This window comes from Polynucleobacter sp. AP-Capit-er-40B-B4, assembly GCF_018882245.1.
In the GTDB taxonomy this organism is placed as follows: domain Bacteria; phylum Pseudomonadota; class Gammaproteobacteria; order Burkholderiales; family Burkholderiaceae; genus Polynucleobacter.
In genome coordinates, this window is sequence record NZ_JACVOV010000001.1 from 296,706 (window position 1) to 314,026 (window position 17,321).

At 45.4% G+C, this 17,321-nt stretch carries 22 protein-coding genes; 13 read left to right on the forward strand and 9 right to left on the reverse strand.

Annotation, left to right across the window (positions count from 1 at the left end; all coding sequences use genetic code 11):
* Nucleotides 1-3: 3 nt before the first annotated feature.
* Together ICN19_RS01365 and ICN19_RS01370 are read right to left on the reverse strand one after the other, a co-directional pair.
* A complete protein-coding gene (locus tag ICN19_RS01365; protein ID WP_216245110.1) occupies nucleotides 4-516 on the reverse strand; it encodes a hypothetical protein in 513 nt (170 codons plus the stop codon).
* A 24-nt stretch (nucleotides 517-540) separates the two neighbouring features.
* Nucleotides 541-1,398: an LOG family protein gene (locus tag ICN19_RS01370; RefSeq protein WP_216245113.1), complete on the reverse strand. Its 858-nt coding sequence runs from the start codon at nucleotides 1,396-1,398 to the stop codon at nucleotides 541-543.
* A 164-nt stretch (nucleotides 1,399-1,562) separates the two neighbouring features.
* On the opposite strand from ICN19_RS01370, the gene ICN19_RS01375 reads away from it, so the two are divergent.
* Together ICN19_RS01375 and ICN19_RS01380 are read left to right on the forward strand one after the other, a co-directional pair.
* Nucleotides 1,563-1,763 carry a hypothetical protein gene (locus tag ICN19_RS01375; RefSeq protein ID WP_068320974.1) on the forward strand — a complete coding sequence of 67 codons (201 nt, stop codon included), beginning with the start codon at nucleotides 1,563-1,565 and terminating at the stop codon, nucleotides 1,761-1,763.
* A gap of 63 nt (nucleotides 1,764-1,826) precedes the next feature.
* A complete protein-coding gene (locus ICN19_RS01380; RefSeq protein ID WP_216245117.1) occupies nucleotides 1,827-2,564 on the forward strand; it encodes an ABC transporter substrate-binding protein in 738 nt (245 codons plus the stop codon).
* Nucleotides 2,565-2,573: 9 nt separating this feature from the next.
* Here the strand turns inward: ICN19_RS01380 and ICN19_RS01385 are convergent, their stop codons facing one another.
* On the reverse strand, nucleotides 2,574-3,989 hold the full coding sequence (locus ICN19_RS01385; protein ID WP_216245119.1) for an MBL fold metallo-hydrolase RNA specificity domain-containing protein: 1,416 nt from the start codon (nucleotides 3,987-3,989) through the stop codon (nucleotides 2,574-2,576).
* A gap of 64 nt (nucleotides 3,990-4,053) precedes the next feature.
* On the opposite strand from ICN19_RS01385, the gene ICN19_RS01390 reads away from it, so the two are divergent.
* Both ICN19_RS01390 and ICN19_RS01395 read left to right on the forward strand, forming a co-directional pair.
* Nucleotides 4,054-4,938: an NAD(P)H-hydrate dehydratase gene (locus ICN19_RS01390; RefSeq protein WP_216245120.1), complete on the forward strand. Its 885-nt coding sequence runs from the start codon at nucleotides 4,054-4,056 to the stop codon at nucleotides 4,936-4,938.
* 6 nt (nucleotides 4,939-4,944) lie between these two features.
* Nucleotides 4,945-5,922: a DMT family transporter gene (locus tag ICN19_RS01395; RefSeq protein WP_216245121.1), complete on the forward strand. Its 978-nt coding sequence runs from the start codon at nucleotides 4,945-4,947 to the stop codon at nucleotides 5,920-5,922.
* Nucleotides 5,923-5,933: 11 nt separating this feature from the next.
* Here ICN19_RS01395 and ICN19_RS01400 read toward each other — a convergent pair whose 3' ends face one another.
* Nucleotides 5,934-6,212, reverse strand: coding sequence for a protein tyrosine phosphatase (locus ICN19_RS01400; RefSeq protein ID WP_216214327.1), 279 nt, complete (start codon nucleotides 6,210-6,212; stop codon nucleotides 5,934-5,936).
* 81 nt (nucleotides 6,213-6,293) lie between these two features.
* Between ICN19_RS01400 and ICN19_RS01405 the strand changes: the two genes are divergently transcribed.
* The gene (locus tag ICN19_RS01405; protein WP_216245124.1) at nucleotides 6,294-6,923 is read left to right on the forward strand and encodes an FABP family protein; all 630 of its coding nucleotides are present in this window, start codon (nucleotides 6,294-6,296) and stop codon (nucleotides 6,921-6,923) included.
* Between the two features lie 91 nt (nucleotides 6,924-7,014).
* Here the strand turns inward: ICN19_RS01405 and ICN19_RS01410 are convergent, their stop codons facing one another.
* Complete coding sequence (locus ICN19_RS01410; RefSeq protein ID WP_216245126.1) at nucleotides 7,015-8,163, reverse strand: aminotransferase class V-fold PLP-dependent enzyme; 1,149 nt, start codon at nucleotides 8,161-8,163, stop codon at nucleotides 7,015-7,017.
* 114 nt (nucleotides 8,164-8,277) lie between these two features.
* Nucleotides 8,278-9,180 (reverse strand): DMT family transporter, encoded by a 903-nt coding sequence (locus tag ICN19_RS01415; protein WP_216245128.1) that lies wholly within the window; start codon nucleotides 9,178-9,180, stop codon nucleotides 8,278-8,280.
* Between the two features lie 147 nt (nucleotides 9,181-9,327).
* On the opposite strand from ICN19_RS01415, the gene ICN19_RS01420 reads away from it, so the two are divergent.
* The 5 genes from ICN19_RS01420 (at nucleotide 9,328) to ICN19_RS01440 (ending at nucleotide 12,323) form a co-directional block, all read left to right on the forward strand.
* Nucleotides 9,328-10,473, forward strand: a complete 1,146-nt coding sequence (locus tag ICN19_RS01420; RefSeq protein WP_216245130.1) for an L-lactate dehydrogenase — start codon at nucleotides 9,328-9,330, stop codon at nucleotides 10,471-10,473.
* Between the two features lie 192 nt (nucleotides 10,474-10,665).
* A complete protein-coding gene (locus ICN19_RS01425; protein WP_255536899.1) occupies nucleotides 10,666-11,274 on the forward strand; it encodes a hypothetical protein in 609 nt (202 codons plus the stop codon).
* Nucleotides 11,275-11,297: 23 nt separating this feature from the next.
* Nucleotides 11,298-11,489, forward strand: a complete 192-nt coding sequence (locus ICN19_RS01430) for a hypothetical protein (RefSeq protein WP_216245132.1) — start codon at nucleotides 11,298-11,300, stop codon at nucleotides 11,487-11,489.
* Nucleotides 11,490-11,556: 67 nt separating this feature from the next.
* Nucleotides 11,557-12,123, forward strand: a complete 567-nt coding sequence (locus ICN19_RS01435) for a cytochrome b (RefSeq protein ID WP_216245134.1) — start codon at nucleotides 11,557-11,559, stop codon at nucleotides 12,121-12,123.
* A 23-nt stretch (nucleotides 12,124-12,146) separates the two neighbouring features.
* Nucleotides 12,147-12,323 (forward strand): hypothetical protein, encoded by a 177-nt coding sequence (locus ICN19_RS01440; protein ID WP_161484699.1) that lies wholly within the window; start codon nucleotides 12,147-12,149, stop codon nucleotides 12,321-12,323.
* 54 nt (nucleotides 12,324-12,377) lie between these two features.
* Here ICN19_RS01440 and ICN19_RS01445 read toward each other — a convergent pair whose 3' ends face one another.
* The gene (locus ICN19_RS01445; protein ID WP_216245136.1) at nucleotides 12,378-13,478 is read right to left on the reverse strand and encodes an alkene reductase; all 1,101 of its coding nucleotides are present in this window, start codon (nucleotides 13,476-13,478) and stop codon (nucleotides 12,378-12,380) included.
* A gap of 82 nt (nucleotides 13,479-13,560) precedes the next feature.
* On the reverse strand, nucleotides 13,561-14,466 hold the full coding sequence (locus tag ICN19_RS01450) for a hydrogen peroxide-inducible genes activator (RefSeq protein WP_216245138.1): 906 nt from the start codon (nucleotides 14,464-14,466) through the stop codon (nucleotides 13,561-13,563).
* A 145-nt stretch (nucleotides 14,467-14,611) separates the two neighbouring features.
* Here ICN19_RS01450 and ICN19_RS01455 point away from each other — a divergent pair, with 145 nt between their 5' ends.
* From ICN19_RS01455 to ICN19_RS01465, 3 genes are all read left to right on the forward strand, one after another.
* Nucleotides 14,612-15,097, forward strand: a complete 486-nt coding sequence (locus tag ICN19_RS01455) for a rubrerythrin family protein (protein ID WP_216245140.1) — start codon at nucleotides 14,612-14,614, stop codon at nucleotides 15,095-15,097.
* Between the two features lie 61 nt (nucleotides 15,098-15,158).
* Nucleotides 15,159-15,326 carry a rubredoxin gene (locus tag ICN19_RS01460; protein WP_216245142.1) on the forward strand — a complete coding sequence of 56 codons (168 nt, stop codon included), beginning with the start codon at nucleotides 15,159-15,161 and terminating at the stop codon, nucleotides 15,324-15,326.
* Nucleotides 15,327-15,384: 58 nt separating this feature from the next.
* Nucleotides 15,385-16,554 carry an NAD(P)/FAD-dependent oxidoreductase gene (locus ICN19_RS01465; RefSeq protein WP_216245144.1) on the forward strand — a complete coding sequence of 390 codons (1,170 nt, stop codon included), beginning with the start codon at nucleotides 15,385-15,387 and terminating at the stop codon, nucleotides 16,552-16,554.
* Between the two features lie 65 nt (nucleotides 16,555-16,619).
* Here the strand turns inward: ICN19_RS01465 and ICN19_RS01470 are convergent, their stop codons facing one another.
* Nucleotides 16,620-17,213, reverse strand: a complete 594-nt coding sequence (locus tag ICN19_RS01470) for a urate hydroxylase PuuD (RefSeq protein ID WP_216245146.1) — start codon at nucleotides 17,211-17,213, stop codon at nucleotides 16,620-16,622.
* Between the last annotated feature and the right edge of the window lie 108 nt (nucleotides 17,214-17,321).

Below are 17,321 nucleotides of genomic sequence, written 5' to 3' on the forward strand. Positions count from 1 at the left end.
GTATTACTCAAAACGATCGATGATGTCGGATGAGATCTTTAGCTTTCTCATATGAAGCTTGGTATAGGCCTGACGGAAGTTTTTAGTCATCGAGATCATGACCGATGCAGTCCATGCAAAAGAAAACATTCCAGAAAAAGCGATGATAACTGCCAACATTTTCCAGCCATCCGGAAGAATATCTTCCATAAAGCCCATCGCGGTATAAGTACTACCGCTAAATAAAATGCTTTGACCTAATGCTAGCAGCAATTTGAATGCATATAACGCAATACCCCAGATGAGTATTTCAGCAATGTGCGTTAGAAATAATAGAAATACGCTGATATAAAAACAGAGCGCTACAGCAGAGTACTTTTTCTCAGCCAAATACAAAAATGTTTTAACCTCATAGCGCTTAGCAATCTGGAGCAGCATTACGCCATGAAACACCATAACAAATAAGAGCATAGCCCCACCCAGAAGATAACCAGGAAGATCAAGAGATGTGGCGAGATTGGCTTGCGAGGGATTCATAGTGGTGATTTTACAGGCGCCTTCTTAGCCTAGCTGATACCAATCTCGAATCACCTGCCAAGCCTCTTCGGCCGTTTCAGAAAAGTGAATACTCTGCATATCTTCTTTGTCAATTACACCAAATTCCACCATACCCTTAAAGTTCACCATCTCATTCCAATAGCTATTTCCTACCAATATCACTGGTATAGGCACAACCTTTTTGGTCTGTATAAGCGTTAAGACCTCAAATAACTCATCAAAAGAACCAAAACCTCCTGGATAGGCCACGATTGCTCTTGCCCTTAACATGAAGTGCATCTTACGCAGAGCAAAGTAATGAAAACGAAAACTTAAACCAGGGCTGATGTACTGATTTGGGTGCTGCTCTCTAGGAAGGCTGATATTAAAACCAATGGTTTTGTCGCCCGATTCAAATGCACCACGGTTAGCAGCCTCCATAATGCCAGGGCCGCCGCCCGTACAAATATGCAACTTGTTAGAGTCTTTTTTCTGTGTTGCATTGTAGGAAGCAACTAGAGCACCAAACTGACGAGCGGATTCGTAATATTGACTATGCAATAACGCTTTATTAGCAGCTGCTATCTCGTCTGTAGTCTTGGCCTTTTCTTTGAGGACTAATGCTTCTGCCTCACTCACAAAACGCGTTGAACCAAATACTGTAATCGTGTGCTCGATACCATGTTCTTTGAGTAGCACTTCAGGTTTAAGCAACTCCAACTCAAATCGAATGCCCATAGTTTCTCTACGAGCCAAAAAGGCTTCATCATCAAAAGCAAACTTATAAGAGTCATCAGAGTCTTGCTCTGAGATTTGACCTTGATGTAGATTTAAAAACTCGGTGATCGTTTGCGAGTTATGAATGGGCAGCTTTGGACTCATATGGCAACCTTTTGGGGTAATTTGGACCATCTTAACTCGCGTCCAAAATAAGTGTTAATACCTAGTTCAACCAAGGATACGGGCTTCTAGGGATTATCGGGATTTACCCAGAGCCCATCCCGAGTTAATATTGATGTAATTTCAATCCAATCGAAGGAAAAGCAATGAGCAACCGTGCAATTATCATTATGGTACTAGTCTTAATTGGTGCCACCGCCTATTTACTAATCAAAGGCGACGGCGACATTGATATGGGCGGTGAAAAGCATGGTGCTGAAGCTGCGCACATGGAAGATGCAAAGAAAGATGCGCCTGCCGCTCCTGCAGCAGCCCCAGCAGCTCCTGCAGCTGACGCTAAGAAGTAATTCTTTCTTCTGCATATAAAACCGCGGTCCGCCGCGGTTTTTTTATCCCCACTTTTTGTAGATATGAAAACCATCGACTCTTCTACCCTCACTTCCTTTGCTCCAACTGGAACCTTGCGTGTCGGCATCAATTTAGGCAACCCAATTCTTGCAAATGAGGAGCCCAATACAAAACGTCTTTATGGCGTAACGATTGATATTGCAAATGAGATTGGAAAGAGAATCTCTCTGCCGGTAGAACTCATTCCCTTTAAAACAGCTGGTGCCACAGTAGACGCAGTTAAGGCCGAGGAAATCGATTTGGTATTTGTAGCAATTGATCCAGTGCGTGGCGCCGATATTAGCTATACCCCAGCCTACATTCAGATTGAAGGGGCTTATATGGTCAAAGCCGATTCAACCATCAATAACAATGAAGAGGTAGATGCTGTTGGTAATGAAATCGTGGTTGGTAAAGGCAGTGCCTATGACCTCTACCTGTCCCGTGAGATCAAGAATGCTACCCTGCTCCGCGCCGCCAGCTCACAAGCTGTCGTGGACGACTTTATGTCAGGCCAGGGAAATATAGCTGCAGGGGTAAAACAGCAGCTTGAGAGTGATGCAAAACGCTACGAGGGTTTGCGCATGTTACCCGGACGCTTTATGGTGATCAATCAGGCAATTGGCATTCCGAAGGCTCGCACTCACTATGAGGACACTACCGCCTACTTAAGTAATGTCATCAAAGAGCTAAAACAATCTGACTTCATTGCTGATGCCATGAATCGCCACAACATTCAAGGCGCAAAAGTAGCTGACTAAATTTATTATCTAGCACTCATAGGTGTGCAAACGCTCAGGGATGATGACATTACTCCAATGCAATTCATCTCTGATGCATTCGGCCAGCACCGATGAAGACTCTGGTTCTCCATGCACTACGAAGACGGTGCTCGGCGCTTTTTCAAATCCCTTCAACCAATCTAGCAAACCAGCCTGATCAGCATGAGCTGATAAGCCGCCAATGGTATGTATTGAGGCTTTAACAGGCACCTCCTCGCCAAATAAGCGCACTTTCTGCACCTTATCAACCAAGCGCCTACCAAGGCTGCCGTATGCCTGAAACCCGGTAATCACAATTGCATTTTGCGAGCGCGGCAAATTACTGACCAAGTGATGAACAATGCGGCCAGCATCACACATGCCGCTAGCAGAAATAATGATGGCGCCACCCTTAAGCTTATTCAACGCCTTGGATTCTTCTACGTCTGCAATAAAACGAAGATCCACCGCATCTGGATTATTTTTGTACCACTCAAAGGTTGCTTGCGACTGACCATCTAACTGTGCAAAAAAGTGCTGGGTGAGATGAGTTGCTGCCGTAGCCATCGGTGAGTCCACCCAGATACTTAAATGGGGTAGGCGCCCCCTTCTCACCAAGTCAATCAATAAAAAGAGTATTTCTTGAGTTCGACCGACAGCAAATGCTGGCATCACCACATTGCCATGCGCAGTCATTGTGGAAGTAATAACCTCCACCAACTCATCTTCGGTATCTTGCAGGCTACGATGGAGTCGATCACCATAAGTTGACTCAACTACAACAACATCAGCCTTCTGAATTAAATCAGGATCGGGCATGAGGACCTTACCCTTCATGCCAATATCCCCTGAAAACACGCAGCGTTTTTTCTCGAGCCCATCTTCAGTGATATCTATGACCGCAATAGCCGAACCCAAAATATGTCCAGCATTACGAAACTCCAGTCGTACACTCGGGGCTATTTCCACTGACTCCCCATACTCCAAAGGCTCAAACTGGGTCAGCGTCATCTCAACTTCTTCCCGGGAATAAAGCGCAACCGGCATTTCTCCATGCCACTTACCTGCTTTTTTCTTTCTCTCTGCCCGTTCCACATCGGCACGCTGCAAATGCGCGCTATCCAACAAAAGAATTTTTAACAACTCAAAGGTGGCCTTAGTGCAGTAGATTGGCCCAGAAAAACCTTGTGCGCATAAACGAGGGAGTAGACCACTATGGTCAATATGTGCATGTGTGAGCACTACAAAGTCGAGGTCTTTAGGTGCAAACGGCAAGGGCTCGAGGTTCTTATTGGTTGCCTCGCGACCACCCTGGAACATGCCGTAGTCAACCATAAAACGCCTAGGCTTTCCAGAGAGCATCACTTCAACCGAATGGCGTGAGCCTGTTACCTCGCCCGCCGCACCAAGAAATTGAATCTTCATATGATCAGCATACTCTTTCCTATAATTAGCTCAAGAGCTTTGCAATCAGAGCGATACTAATCAAATGAACCCTCTTCCAGCCACACTCGATACATTGAAGCTAATTAAGCTTCTCAAGCGTGAGCCTGCAGAACATAAAGGCAATGCCGGTAAAGTTGTTTTAATTGGCGGCGCACCCGGTATGGCCGGAGCACTAATTTTGGCTGGTAATGCCTGCTTACATCTAGGTGCAGGCTGGACTATTCTAGAAATGCTAGACCCAGCATCGGCACGTGCTGATGCCAGCCAACCCGAGCTCATGATTCGTCTTGCTACATTGGGTATTCAAGCAAGCCTTACCGCTGCCAGACCTGATGTGATTGCTATTGGCCCAGGTCTCGGTAAATCAGAGTTGGCATCTTGCTGTTTGCACGCAGTACTGTCCTATCCAAGTATTCCACTGGTAATTGATGCTGATGCCCTCAATCTCATCAGCGAATCTCCTGGATTACTTAAGCAACTTCAGATTCGCAACCAACAATTTCCCGGCTCTACCGTTCTCACACCACATCCTGGGGAGGCGGCAAAACTCTTACAGTCCACGACCGACAAAGTGCAGTCAGATCGCGTGAGCACCATTCAACAACTTGTTGAATTAACGCAATCGATCGTAGTTCTCAAAGGGCAACATACCCTGATTGCGTCTCCAGAACATCCTCCAGCGCAATGCCTGGCTGGTAATCCCGGCATGGGAACCGGAGGTATGGGCGATGTTCTAACAGGAAGTATTGCTGCCATCGCTGGCCAAGGCGTGCGCCATCAAATCAATTTATGGCAGGCAACCGGGATTGCAGTTGAACTTCATGCTAGCGCAGCAGATAGCTTGGTAACCAAAGGGTTTGGCCCCATTGGCCTTACTCCCTCCGAGACCATTTTAGAAATGCGGACCCTACTTAATAAACTGTTATAAATCTTTATGCATTCAGTAAGCGCAGCACATCATCACCGACGTTACCTCTATGGCATCCTGATGGCCGGAGTTGGCTCGATGCTTTTCTCAGGCAAGGCGATTTTGGTAAAACTCGCTTTTGGTTATGGTGCAAACGCAGAAACACTCTTAGCTTTACGCATGCTCATGGCCCTTCCCTTGTTTTGGGCGATCTTCTGGTGGGAATCTCGTCGCAAGGCAATGAGCACAATTACCTGGCTTGATCGTGGCAAGCTATTCTTCTTGGGATTCTTAGGCTATTTCCTATCTAGCTACATTGATTTCTTGGGCCTGCAATATATCTCTGTTGGTTTGGAGCGCATCGTCCTTTATCTCACGCCAACTATTGTTCTACTCATCTCTTACTTTGTATTAAAAAAACCAATCTCTAAACTGCAGTGGTATTCACTGATCGTTGGCTACATTGGGGTATTTATCGTATTCATTCAAGATGCCAGCTCTTCAGGACTTAGCGCCTGGCTTGGAATGTTTTTAGTTTTTGGTAGTGCCTGCTCTTACGCGGTCTACATGATTGGCGCAGGAGAGATGGTCAAGCGTATTGGAAGCGTTCGCCTTGTTGTCTATGCCAGCTCAGCCTCAGCCATCTTGAGCATATTGCAATCAACCATTCATAATCCAACCGCTATTTTCGAGCAACTCCCACAGATATATTGGTATAGCCTACTGAATGCGAGCCTCTGCACAGTCATTCCAATGCTACTCATCATGATTGCCATCAATCGCATCGGATCACCATTGGTGGCGCAAGCAGGAATACTCGGCCCTGTATCTACTATTTTTATGGGATATTTAATTCTGGCTGAGCCAATCACATGGACGCAAATTAGCGGAATGACTTTAGTGATTGCAGCTATGTGGCTGTTAGTGCGCAATGATGCACCAACAAAAAAGTCACCAGATCCAAAAAAATCTGATGACTTAGACAGTACAGAACCCCTTAATTAGGGGTAATGAATTTACTGAGCTGCTGCGTCGGCAGGCGCTTTAGATTTCTTCTTGGATTTCTTTTTAGACTTTTTCTCAGCTTTCTTTTCTTTCTTAGCTTTTTTCTTAGCTTTCTTCTCGGCAGATTTCTCGCTTGGGGCAGCAGTCGGTGCAGGAGCTGGTGCAGCAACAGGTGCGGCAGCTGGGGCAGACGCTGGTGCTGGGTCAGCAGCCATCACAGAAGTCGGGGCAATACCGATAGCAGCAGAAATAAGACTGGCTAGGCTCAAGCGCGCGATACGAGAAATCATGTAATTCTCCGAGAAAGTTTGTGGATAATTTAATAATACTCAAAAAATTGAGATTAATGCTTCATTTTTAGAAGGCTGGACATGAGTAATTTTCCGAGTGACATCTTTACTGAACCTCAAGGCTATTCAGTAAATACCCTTGAACAGCTGGGACCTTTGACCGGTATGGCAGGCATCTGGGAAGGCATTCGTGGCTTAGATGTGAAGCCCAAAGCTGAGGGGCCAAAGAAACAAGCTTATGTGGAGCGCATGGAACTACAACCTATTGATCCCCAAACCAATGGACCTCAATTGTTTTATGGCTTGAGATATCACACCCACATTACTAAGCCCGACCAAGTAAAAACCTATCATGATCAGGTAGGGTATTGGCTATGGGAACCAGCGACTGGCAGCATTATTCATACCCTCTCGATACCACGAGGCATGATCACAATGGCAAGCGGCAAAGCCGCATCTGATGCCAAGCAATTTGAGTTATTCGCCAAGGAAGATGATCGATGTGCCGGCATTTCCTCGAACCCCTTCTTAGATTACGCATTTAGAACGGTGGAGTTTCGCATTCAGGTTTCGATTCATGATGATGGCACTTGGTCTTATGAGCAAGACACAGTCATGAAAATTAAAGATCAGGCGGAGTTATTCCATCACGTGGATAACAATACGCTGCACAAGATTAGAGAGGCAACGCCCAATCCTCTGGCCAGATGATTTGTTAGATGAAGCTAAATTTAATGTTGGTAGATGTAATAAAGGCCATCATGTGATGGCCTTTATTGATGTTGCTCAGCTACCGAAGTCTTTACGCAGGCTGCGCTTCAGTCTCGGTAATTTTTTCTAATGCCTTTTCGAGATGGCCAACAGTGCGATCAACATGAGCCAGTTTTTCTAAACCAAACAAACCGATACGGAAAGTGCGGAAGTCTGGACGCTCATCACACTGCAATGGAACACCTGCTGCAGTCTGTAAGCCAAGCGCAATAAATTTCTTACCAGACTGAATATCCGGATCCTTGGTATAGCTAACCACTACGCCAGGGGCTTGGAAGCCTTTAGCTGCTACAGAGTCATAACCTTTAGAAACCAATAAGTTACGCACTTTAGTGCCCAACTCCACTTGCTTATCTTTTAAGGCTGCAAAGCCAAGTGCTTGGGTTTCTTTCATCACATTACGCAAAACCTTTAAAGCGTCTGTAGCCATGGTGGTGTGATAAACGTGACCACCCTTTTCATAGGCTTCCATGATCTGCAGCCACTTTTTCAAATCCATCGAAAAGCTACTGCTTTGTGTAGCATCAATACGCTCGCGTGCACGATCACCTAAGGCGATCAGTGCGCAACATGGTGAGCTACTCCAACCTTTTTGAGGTGCAGTAATCAGCACATCCACATTGCAAGCTTTCATATCAACCCACATTGCACCAGAGGCAATGCAATCCAATACAAATAGACCGTTTACTGAGCGCACTGCCTCGCCTACTGCTTTGAGGTAATCATCTGGAAGAATGATGCCGGCTGAAGTTTCTACGTGCGGTGCAAACACTACCGCTGGCTTTTCTTTCTTGATAAATGCCACCACTTCCTCAATCGGAGCTGGAGCAAAAACGCCTTGTGTGGAATCTTCTAACTGGCGACCTTTAATCACGGTGACATCCTTGGTGATATTCGCCAAATCAAAGATTTGTGTCCAACGGTAGCTAAACCAACCATTGCGCAAAACTAAACACTTTTCATTATTGGCAAACTGGCGAGCAACCGCCTCCATACCAAAAGTGCCGCTGCCAGGAACGATCACTGCTGAACTAGCGTTATAAGCATCTTTCAGGACACTTGAAATATCGACCATCACGCGCTTAAATTCTTCAGACATGTGATTGAGAGAGCGGTCGGTATAAACAACCGAGAATTCCAATAAACCGTCTGGATCAACGTTGGGAAGTAAGCCTGGCATAGTAATTTCCTAGGGATTTCAGTGATTAGCCCTAAATGATACTGATTTAAGTCTTTTTTGGGCAGATCACTCCAAAAACCACTTTAAAAGGGCTTTTTTGGCTGTTTTGCCAGATTACTTTCCAGTTTTAGAGGAAATAGCGATCCCGGCCACGATTAATGCAAATGCCAATCCATGAAATAGTTGTGGGGGCTCACCCAGCATGGCGGCCGACAAAAGCGCCGTAAACAAGGGAATGAAATTCGCAAAAAAAGCGGCGACTGTGGGACCAGCTCCATTAACACCCAAACCCCAACAACGATAGGCAATGAGAGATGGGCCAATAGCGACAAACAAAATTAAAGATGCGGTCCACCAATTCAAGTCAATGTACGCATGACCGGTAACAATTTCAAAACCATCAAAAAATCCTGTCCACAAAAGACCAACGGTCACTTGCGCCATTAGAAACTCAGCCCATGGCCATTGGCGCTCTGTACTCGATCCAGGACGACTTAACATCCAACTGTAAAAAGCCCACAAGATGGTGGCCAGCATAATTAAAAGATCGCCGATTACCATTTCCATTGACAACAGCGCCGCTAAATCACCGCGCGTCAATACGATACCGACGCCAAGCAAGCTCACAACCGCGCCAATCATTTGCAGCACACTCGGCTTTACTTGATAAAACACCGCACCAATAAATAGCATCCAGATCGGCATACTGGCGCCAATTAAGGTGACATTAATGGCAGTCGAAGTTTGCAGTGCAAGATATAGGAGAACGTTATAGCTCCCCACCCCAAATAAACCCAAGAGTAAAAAGCGTTTTTTGTTTTGCCATAAAGCGCTTCCAGGCATGAAGACACGCCAACCCAAAGGAAGAAGAAGCAATGCAGCAAGCCCCCAGCGAACTGCACTTAAAGTAATTGGAGAAATGCTCCCGACCAATACACGGCCAGCAATAGCATTACCTGCCCATAAAGCGGTAGCCAATAATAAGTAGGTAATAGTTGCGAAATTAAGCTGGGGCATAGGAGATTTATGAGGGGGAACGGTTATTTAGCGTCCCCAAACAAGGGATACCCTAGCATTGTAGAAACAAATCCCCCGGTATTGCTAAGATAGAGCTTAAATTAAGCTTTTGCTCTAACAAAATAGCATCAAATAGAAGGATTTATTGTGGCAATCATTACCAATATAGAAGACTTGCGGGTCCTCCATAAAAAACGCACCCCCAAGATGTTCTACGACTATGCAGACTCTGGATCATGGACAGAGTCCACATATCGCGCCAATGAATCTGATTTCCAAAAAATTAAATTGCGCCAGCGTGTAGCAGTCAATATGACCAACCGCACGACCAAGACAACCATGGTTGGTCAAGAAGTTGCTATGCCGGTTGCGCTAGCGCCTACCGGCCTCACTGGGATGCAGCATGCTGATGGTGAAATTTTGGCGGCTAAGGCTGCTGAAAAGTTCGGAGTGCCATTTTGCCTGTCCACGATGAGTATCTGCTCAATTGAAGATGTAGCTGAACGCACTACCAAGCCATTTTGGTTTCAGCTCTATGTCATGAAAGACCGCGGCTTTATTGAGCGTCTCATTGAGCGCGCTAAGGCGGCAAAATGCTCAGCACTTGTCCTCACGCTAGATTTACAAATCTTAGGTCAACGCCATAAAGATTTAAAGAATGGTCTCTCTGCTCCACCCAAGCTCACCATTGCCAATATGATCAATATGGCGACTAAGCCACGCTGGTGTATGGGAATGGCAATGACGCCACGTAGAACATTCCGCAACATTGTTGGTCATGCCACTGGTGTTGGCAACATGTCCTCACTCTCCTCTTGGACTGCAGAACAGTTCGACCCAGGACTTAACTGGGGTGATGTTGAATGGATTAAAAAACTCTGGGGCGGAAAGCTCATCATCAAAGGCATCCTCGATGAAGGCGATGCACGCTTAGCTGCAAACTCCGGGGCAGATGCATTGATTGTTTCCAATCATGGTGGTCGTCAACTCGATGGTGCGATCTCCAGCATTCAAGCCCTACCTGGAATTGTTGATGCCGTGGGTAAAGATATTGAAGTATGGATGGATGGCGGTATTCGCTCCGGCCAAGACGTACTTAAAGCTTGGGCCTTGGGTGCACGTGGCACGATGATCGGCCGCCCATTCTTGTATGGCTTGGGTGCGATGGGTGAGGCAGGTGTAACTAAGTGTCTAGAACTGATTCACAATGAACTCGACATCACCATGGCATTTACAGGTCATCGCGATATTCAAAATGTAACTAAAGATATTTTGTATCCAGGAACTTTTTAAATTTTTCACCTTCTCAACTACCCTCTTGCTGTCTTTGGCGTATCGCTTGTAGTATTCGCTTTTGCCGTATGGTTTGGGCATGCGGTACTTAGTCGCTACCGCACCAAAGACACTGAGACTTCTGAAGATCTGGGTATCATTCAGACAGCCACATTAACTTTGCTGGCCCTCATTATTGGGTTTACTTTCTCCATGGCTATCGATCGCCACGACCAGCGGGAAATTTTTGAAGAAGGTGAAGCAAACGCCATTGGAACCGAGTACTTGCGCGCAGATCTTCTTCCCCCTAAGGCATCAGCTGCAACTAAAGAACTGTTACTCCAATATATAGATCAACGCATTCTGTTTTATTCCAAACAAAGCCCAGAAAAGATTCAGGAAATTTGCAACAACACAGATCAGCTGCAAATGGCGCTTTGGAATGAAATTCTTCCCGTTGTTCGCGCAAAAGATACCCCCGCCATCACGCTAGTCGCCTCCGGGATGAATGATGTCTTAAATTCTCAAGGTTATGTTCAGGCTGCTTGGTGGAATCGTATACCCTATACCGCCTGGGCACTAATGGCTGCCATAGCGGTTTGTGCAAATCTATTGGTGGGATTTGGTGCACGTAATTTTCAGAAGAATACGGCTCTCTTCATGATTTTTCCTTTTGTTGTTTCGGTGTCATTCTTTTTGATTGCCGATATTGACAGTCCAAGAGGTGGCGTAATTCGAATTGAAGCCAGAAATTTAGTGGCACTTAAAAATAATCTAACGCAGCAGATGGAAAAAGCCCAGCCATCAGTCGGCATTAAGTAAGCTTCACCATAAAGGCGGTCCAGATGAAACGTGTAGTGGATGTATTTAAAAACCGTGGCCGCGAGTTGGTCTGGACCTACGTAATTCATCTTCAGAATGACGAGGACTTTCACCCCGGACAGCTGGACTTTGAAGTAGAGGCCCTTAGACTCTCTCAAGTAGACAAACGCGGTACAGCCAACGAACTCAGCGCTAAAGTACGGCTCAACAACTAAGTTTTGGATGCTTTTGGGGGTAAATTACCCCTGGTATTGCCAATGTTAATGAGATTCATTATCATTTATGATGAATCTAACTAATAACGCCAGCCTCATGACTCGATCCAAATATCACCCAGCCTCCATATTCTTTCATTGGTTTGTTTTCTTCCTAGTTGTTGCCGCCTTTATCGTTATTGAACTTAAAGGTCAGTTTCCCAAAGGGAGCGAGTATCGTGATCTATGTAAATCAGTCCATGGAGTTATTGGACAGCTCATTTTTTTAGCCATGGCTGCTCGCTTGATGATCCGCCTCATTTATGGCGTACCTCAACCTACAAATCCAAAACCCGCAATTGTTTCACTGGCTAAGGCAATGCACTGGCTGCTCTATGCCCTCCTCTTGATATCGCCTATCTTCGGCATCCTGTATTTTCAGTATGGCGGTAAAGAAATCCACTTCTTTGGCTTGGTTTGGCCTCAATTTGTTACCCCAAATCCTGAAATGAAAAAAGTAGTCGAAGGGATTCATGAATTTTTAGGAAATTCACTCTATATTTTGATTGGCATACACGCGATTGCTGGACTATGGCAACATTACGTTATCAAAGACGATACACTTCGTCGTATGTTAAATAAAGTGAATGCATAAACTAAAGCTGGGGCAATAATCAAATGAAGCCACTTTCTAAAAAAGCCAAGATGGCTGTAGGCTGGACAATCTTAATGACCGTTATTGGCACCGCCATGTTGCACCAGTGGCAATTCTTTGCAATGGGCTGCGCGTCCATTGCCTTACTGCTTGTAGCTAATCACTACGATCTTCTAAAAGATCCTGAAGACAAAAAATAATCCCGCCTATATAGACGGGATTATTGACATGCATCCCCAGTCTGGGGATTTACATTAGAGAGTTGGGTAATCGGTATAGCCAGCTTCACCGCCACCATAAAAAGTCGCTCGGTTATAAGGATTCAAAGTTGCACTCTTCTGGAATCTTTCTGCCAAATCCGGATTAGCAATATATATACGGCCGTAAGCTACTGCATCCGCCAAGCCATCCTCTAGAACCTTTTCGCCCATTGCTTGGTCATATCCACCGGCAGTGATAAATTTTCCTTTATAAGCGGCACGGAACATTTCAGAAGTAATAGGCGCATCTTCATTCACTTGATCACCACCTCCTGCGCTAGTTGAGCGCGGCTCAATCATATGCACATAGGACAGGTTATAAGTATTGAGCTTTGCAATCGCAGCAGTAAATAAGGCAACGGGATCGCTATCCCCCATATCATTAAAAGTGCCGTAAGGCGAAAGGCGTACACCGACCTTATCGCTTGGGAATACCTTACAGACTGCCTCGATGACTTGACCCAATAAACGCAGGCGGTTCTCAATAGAGCCGCCATATTCATCGGTACGTTGATTGGTTTTATCTTGTAAGAATTGATCTAGCAAGTAGCCATTAGCAGAATGAATTTCAATACCATCAAAGCCTGCAGCCTTTGCATTTTGAGCTGCTGCCTCAAACTCTTTGAGTAAACGAGCGATATCTTCCACACTCATTGCGTTTGGCACTTCATAGTCATGCAGCTTCCAATCAGCGCCATATGTTTGACCTGATGCAGCAATAGCTGAAGGCGCCTCAGGTGCGCCCTGCTCTGGGTGCAAAGAAGAATGAGAGATACGGCCTACATGCCATAACTGCGCAACAATTGATCCGCCCTTCGCGTGAACCGCCTCAACGACCTCTTTCCATGCAGCAGTCTGCTCTGCGGAATAAATTCCGGGTGTAGCAGGATAGCCTTTGCCCAATGGGGAAATTTGAGTTGCTTCAGTAATAATCAATCCAGCGCTAGCACGCTGAGCGTAGTACGTTTTTGCTAATGGGTTTGGCACATCACCAGCAACCGCACGCATTCTAGTGAGTGGCGCCATAACTAGACGGTTTTTTAATTGAATTGAACCGAGACTAACCGGTGTGAACATGATTTCTTTGCCTGACATTTGCTGCCTTTTTGTAGTAATAAATTAGATGATGGACTGTAACAAGGATTGGTAATTTTTGCTGAGCAAGGAACCGGCTTAATTAGGCATGTCCAAATTGCTCACGAATACAATCTGCTAGTGCATTAAATTCTTGGGTATGTGCCGTGGATGATCGCGCAACCAAAGCAATCACTCTCTTAGGTGCAGGCGATGCCAGCTCTTTTGCCACTAATTGAGAGTTATTCAATAAGCTGCTCTTGACCGCCATGCCAGGAAGCAAGGCGATCCCAAGGCCTGACTCGACCATTTGCAATAGGGTTAGCAAACTCGTTGCCTCCAAGCCTTCAGCTTTGCGGATATCGGTTCGCCTGCAAGCTTGCAAACTATGCTCTCGCAAGCAATGCCCCTCCTCTAACAATAAGAGTCGCTCAGCCATCTTAGCTGGCAAAGTTACCTCTTTCCCTTTTAAGGCTGGATCACCCTCTTTCGCAACCAACCAAAAGTGGTCATCAAACAATTCTTGCACTAGAAGTCCGCTGACATCATATGGCAGTGCAATCAAAGCAAAATCCAACTTATGCTCAGCCAGTCTTGAAAGTAAATTTGCTGTTAGGTCTTCTCTAAGAGTAATTTTGAGATCTGGAAATCGCGTGCGGACTTCTGGCAAAACTGCCGGCAATAAAAATGGGGCGATAGTTGGTATAACCCCCAAACGAATTGTGGCAGTCATCGGCTTGCCTGTTGCGCCAGCATATTCCACCAAATCTTCAGAGGCAGCCAAAATGAGTTTTGCGCGCTCAAGCACCTCCAAGCCAATTGGGGTAATCGAAACGTTCTGACGGTCACGTTCTACTAAATGAATCCCTAGAGCATCTTCCAATTCCTTCAATCCAGCACTTAATGTCGACTGCCCGACAAAGCAAGCTTGCGCGGCTCTGGTGAAGTTGAGCTCCTTAGCCAATGCAACGAAATAACCCAATTGCCTTAAAGACGGTAAATAAGCCATATATACCCCTTGTTATCGATTTATTAGATAAATACTATCATAATGATTTACTGGACTGATAAATAAATTAAGCGCACACTACATTCATGGTTGAGAAAGTAGCAAATAAGACTCAACAAATCGAACTCAATGAAAAGGAGTCAAAATGGCACGTCCAGAAATCAAAACCATCCACAACTTAGAGTCTGCCTTTGCTGGCGAATCTATGGCCCACATTAAATATCGCTACTTTGCTAAGTTAGCTCGCGCTGCGGGCGATGAAGAGACAGCCAAAATATTTGAAGCAACTGCCGAGCAAGAGGTAATGCATGCATTTGGTCACCTAGACTTACTCTACCCTGCCAATACAATCACACCAGCACGCGCCTTAGAGATTGCAATCGAAGGTGAAACTTATGAATACACAGAAATGTATCCTTCATTCCGAAAAACTGCCGTAGAAGAAGGTAATGCAGCTGTAATTCAAGAGATTGATGAGCAAATCGCTGAATCAAAAGAGCATGCAGAGCAGTTTCAGGCGGTATTGGCTAAAGCAGCAAAACGCTTCGCAGCATTAGCTAATGTTGAAGAACGCCATGCAAACCATTACAAGCAGGCTTTAGAAAGAGCAAAGGTTTTTGCTGCTCAATAAGAGCGACTCAGAAATAAATAGCAATTAAATTTAAAATGAATGAATTATTTAAGGAAACAGTATGAAAACTTACCAATGTATCGTATGCGGCTATATTTATGATGAGTCAAAAGGAATTCCTGAAGATGGTATTCCAGCTGGAACGCTCTGGGCCGATGTACCCGAAGACTGGGAATGCCCTGACTGCGGCGTTGCAAAAGCTGACTTTGAAATGGTTCAAGTAAGCTAATTTCAGCGCAGAACCTTTAATTCTTTTTTACCACTCGTCTTTTTTGGAGAGCCCAGCTTTGGATCAAACTACCCCTCAATCCCAATCCCCAATTGTCATCATTGGCAGTGGATTGGCTGGCTACACTGTTGTACGAGAAATTCGTAAACTGGACAAAGTAGCGCCCATCACTTTAGTAACAAGAGAGCCTGGTTATTTTTATTCAAAGCCAATGCTCTCTACTGCACTTGCCAGCAAGAAAGAAGCGATGCAACTCGTCTCTACTGCGGCCGATGGTATGGCAACACAATTAGGAATGACGATCTTAGGTGAATGTGATGTCAGCGGGATTGACGCTAGCACTCAAACAATTAAAACTAGCAAGGGCGATCTTTCTTATGGAAAACTGGTTATGGCATTAGGGGCCGATCAAATTCGCTTGCCATTACAAGGTAGCGCTGCCAACGAAGTCTTCACTGTTAATGATCTTGAGGACTACGCCCGTTTTCGCACTGCTATCGAAGGCAAAAAGAAAGTTGCCATTCTGGGTGCGGGCCTAATTGGCTGTGAATTTGCGAATGATCTTGTGCTGGGTGGATATGAGGTAGACGTTATTGATTTAGCTCCCCAGGCCTTAGGTCGCCTATTGCCGGAAGCAGCGGCGCTTGAGTTACAAGGAAAGTTAAGCGCAGCCGGAGTACGCTGGCATCTTGCTACAACTGTAAATGCGATTGACCGTAATGGAGATAGTCTACAGGTTACCTTAGAAAATGGCAGTACGATAAATTGCGATGTATTTTTATCTGCCGTAGGTTTAAAACCGAGAGTTGAATTAGCCAAAGCAACCGGCATCAACGTTGGGGCTGGCATTCAGGTCAATCGTGAACTAGAAACTAATATCAAAAATATCTTTGCAATCGGAGATTGTGCAGAGGTGGATGGCTTGGTCTTGCCATACGTGATGCCCATCATGCAAGCAGCAAGAGCATTGGCGCCAACCTTATTGGGTCAAGCCACAGCACTCACCTACCCTGCAATGCCGGTGATGGTAAAGACCCCTGCTTTACCCACCATAGTTTCTCCACCTGCAAAGGGCGCTGAAGGCAAGTGGACTGCCACCCCAGTAGAAGGCGGTCTAGAAGCCCGCTTTGAATCTGCTGATGGTAAGTTATTGGGCTTTGCATTAATGGGTGCGGCCACAGCACAACGTGGCGCCCTCACCAAAGAACTGCCAGCCATACTGGCCTAAGTAATACCGATACAGAAACAAAAAGGCCCGCATTGCGGGCCTTTTCTTTATGCAGCTAGCAGTGATTAAGAAACAATCACGAACCAAGTAGTGTTATGTGATTGAGCCACCATCAAGAACAACATTGGTACAGATAACAATGTGTTTAAACGTGATGTCAACATTGCAACGCGAGCAGATTTTGCTTTTACATCAGCCTCAACAGCAACGATACCAAGAGCGCGCTTTTGATTTGGCCAGATGATGAACCAAACGTTGAAAGCCATTACCAGAGCAATCCACATGCCTAAACCGATTGCACGGAACGGTGCTTGCAATGTGAAAGCTTGGTGCAAGTAGCCACTTAAGCCAGCAACGATCAAACCTGTTACTACAGTAAACAAAGCTGCGTAACGGAACCAGAACAATGCAGTTGGAGCGATTACTTTACCAATGGCTGGTTTTTGCTCATCAGGAATCTTTGGCATAGAAGGAATTTGCACAAAGTTGAAATACCAGAGCAAACCAATCCACATTACGCCAAACATCACGTGCAACCAACGGAATACAAATGGGAGTTCAGCAGAACTAAAGTTGCCGCCTAACGCGAGAATAATTAAAGCGAGAAGAACGAAGCCCGCAAAAACGGTGCGTCCTAAAGAGGTCAAGATTGATGCCATTTAAGGATCTCCTATGAGTAATAATGGGTCTAACTATAAACGATTCTGCCAATTTTGTTTGTACGATCCAAAATCCAGAATTCTCACTGAAATTAGAGACTTAGACCC

Bases quoted from the DNA above. Each gene is read 5' to 3' on its own strand.
- ICN19_RS01405 (WP_216245124.1), top strand. From the start codon at position 6,294: ATGAGTAATTTTCCGAGTGACATCTTTACTGAACCTCAAGGCTATTCA.
- ICN19_RS01385 (WP_216245119.1), bottom strand. From the start codon at position 3,989: ATGAAGATTCAATTTCTTGGTGCGGCGGGCGAGGTAACAGGCTCACGC.
- ICN19_RS01400 (WP_216214327.1), bottom strand. From the start codon at position 6,212: ATGATTTCTCGTATCGCGCGCTTGAGCCTAGCCAGTCTTATTTCTGCT.
- ICN19_RS01450 (WP_216245138.1), bottom strand. From the start codon at position 14,466: ATGGCTTATTTACCGTCTTTAAGGCAATTGGGTTATTTCGTTGCATTG.
- ICN19_RS01445 (WP_216245136.1), bottom strand. From the start codon at position 13,478: ATGTCAGGCAAAGAAATCATGTTCACACCGGTTAGTCTCGGTTCAATT.
- ICN19_RS01365 (WP_216245110.1), bottom strand. From the start codon at position 516: ATGAATCCCTCGCAAGCCAATCTCGCCACATCTCTTGATCTTCCTGGT.
- ICN19_RS01375 (WP_068320974.1), top strand. From the start codon at position 1,563: ATGAGCAACCGTGCAATTATCATTATGGTACTAGTCTTAATTGGTGCC.
- ICN19_RS01440 (WP_161484699.1), top strand. From the start codon at position 12,147: ATGAAGCCACTTTCTAAAAAAGCCAAGATGGCTGTAGGCTGGACAATC.
- ICN19_RS01460 (WP_216245142.1), top strand. From the start codon at position 15,159: ATGAAAACTTACCAATGTATCGTATGCGGCTATATTTATGATGAGTCA.
- ICN19_RS01395 (WP_216245121.1), top strand. From the start codon at position 4,945: ATGCATTCAGTAAGCGCAGCACATCATCACCGACGTTACCTCTATGGC.
- ICN19_RS01455 (WP_216245140.1), top strand. From the start codon at position 14,612: ATGGCACGTCCAGAAATCAAAACCATCCACAACTTAGAGTCTGCCTTT.
- ICN19_RS01435 (WP_216245134.1), top strand. From the start codon at position 11,557: ATGATGAATCTAACTAATAACGCCAGCCTCATGACTCGATCCAAATAT.
- ICN19_RS01380 (WP_216245117.1), top strand. From the start codon at position 1,827: ATGAAAACCATCGACTCTTCTACCCTCACTTCCTTTGCTCCAACTGGA.
- ICN19_RS01415 (WP_216245128.1), bottom strand. From the start codon at position 9,180: ATGCCCCAGCTTAATTTCGCAACTATTACCTACTTATTATTGGCTACC.
- ICN19_RS01430 (WP_216245132.1), top strand. From the start codon at position 11,298: ATGAAACGTGTAGTGGATGTATTTAAAAACCGTGGCCGCGAGTTGGTC.
- ICN19_RS01470 (WP_216245146.1), bottom strand. From the start codon at position 17,213: ATGGCATCAATCTTGACCTCTTTAGGACGCACCGTTTTTGCGGGCTTC.
- ICN19_RS01425 (WP_255536899.1), top strand. From the start codon at position 10,666: ATGGCTATCGATCGCCACGACCAGCGGGAAATTTTTGAAGAAGGTGAA.
- ICN19_RS01370 (WP_216245113.1), bottom strand. From the start codon at position 1,398: ATGAGTCCAAAGCTGCCCATTCATAACTCGCAAACGATCACCGAGTTT.
- ICN19_RS01410 (WP_216245126.1), bottom strand. From the start codon at position 8,163: ATGCCAGGCTTACTTCCCAACGTTGATCCAGACGGTTTATTGGAATTC.
- ICN19_RS01390 (WP_216245120.1), top strand. From the start codon at position 4,054: ATGAACCCTCTTCCAGCCACACTCGATACATTGAAGCTAATTAAGCTT.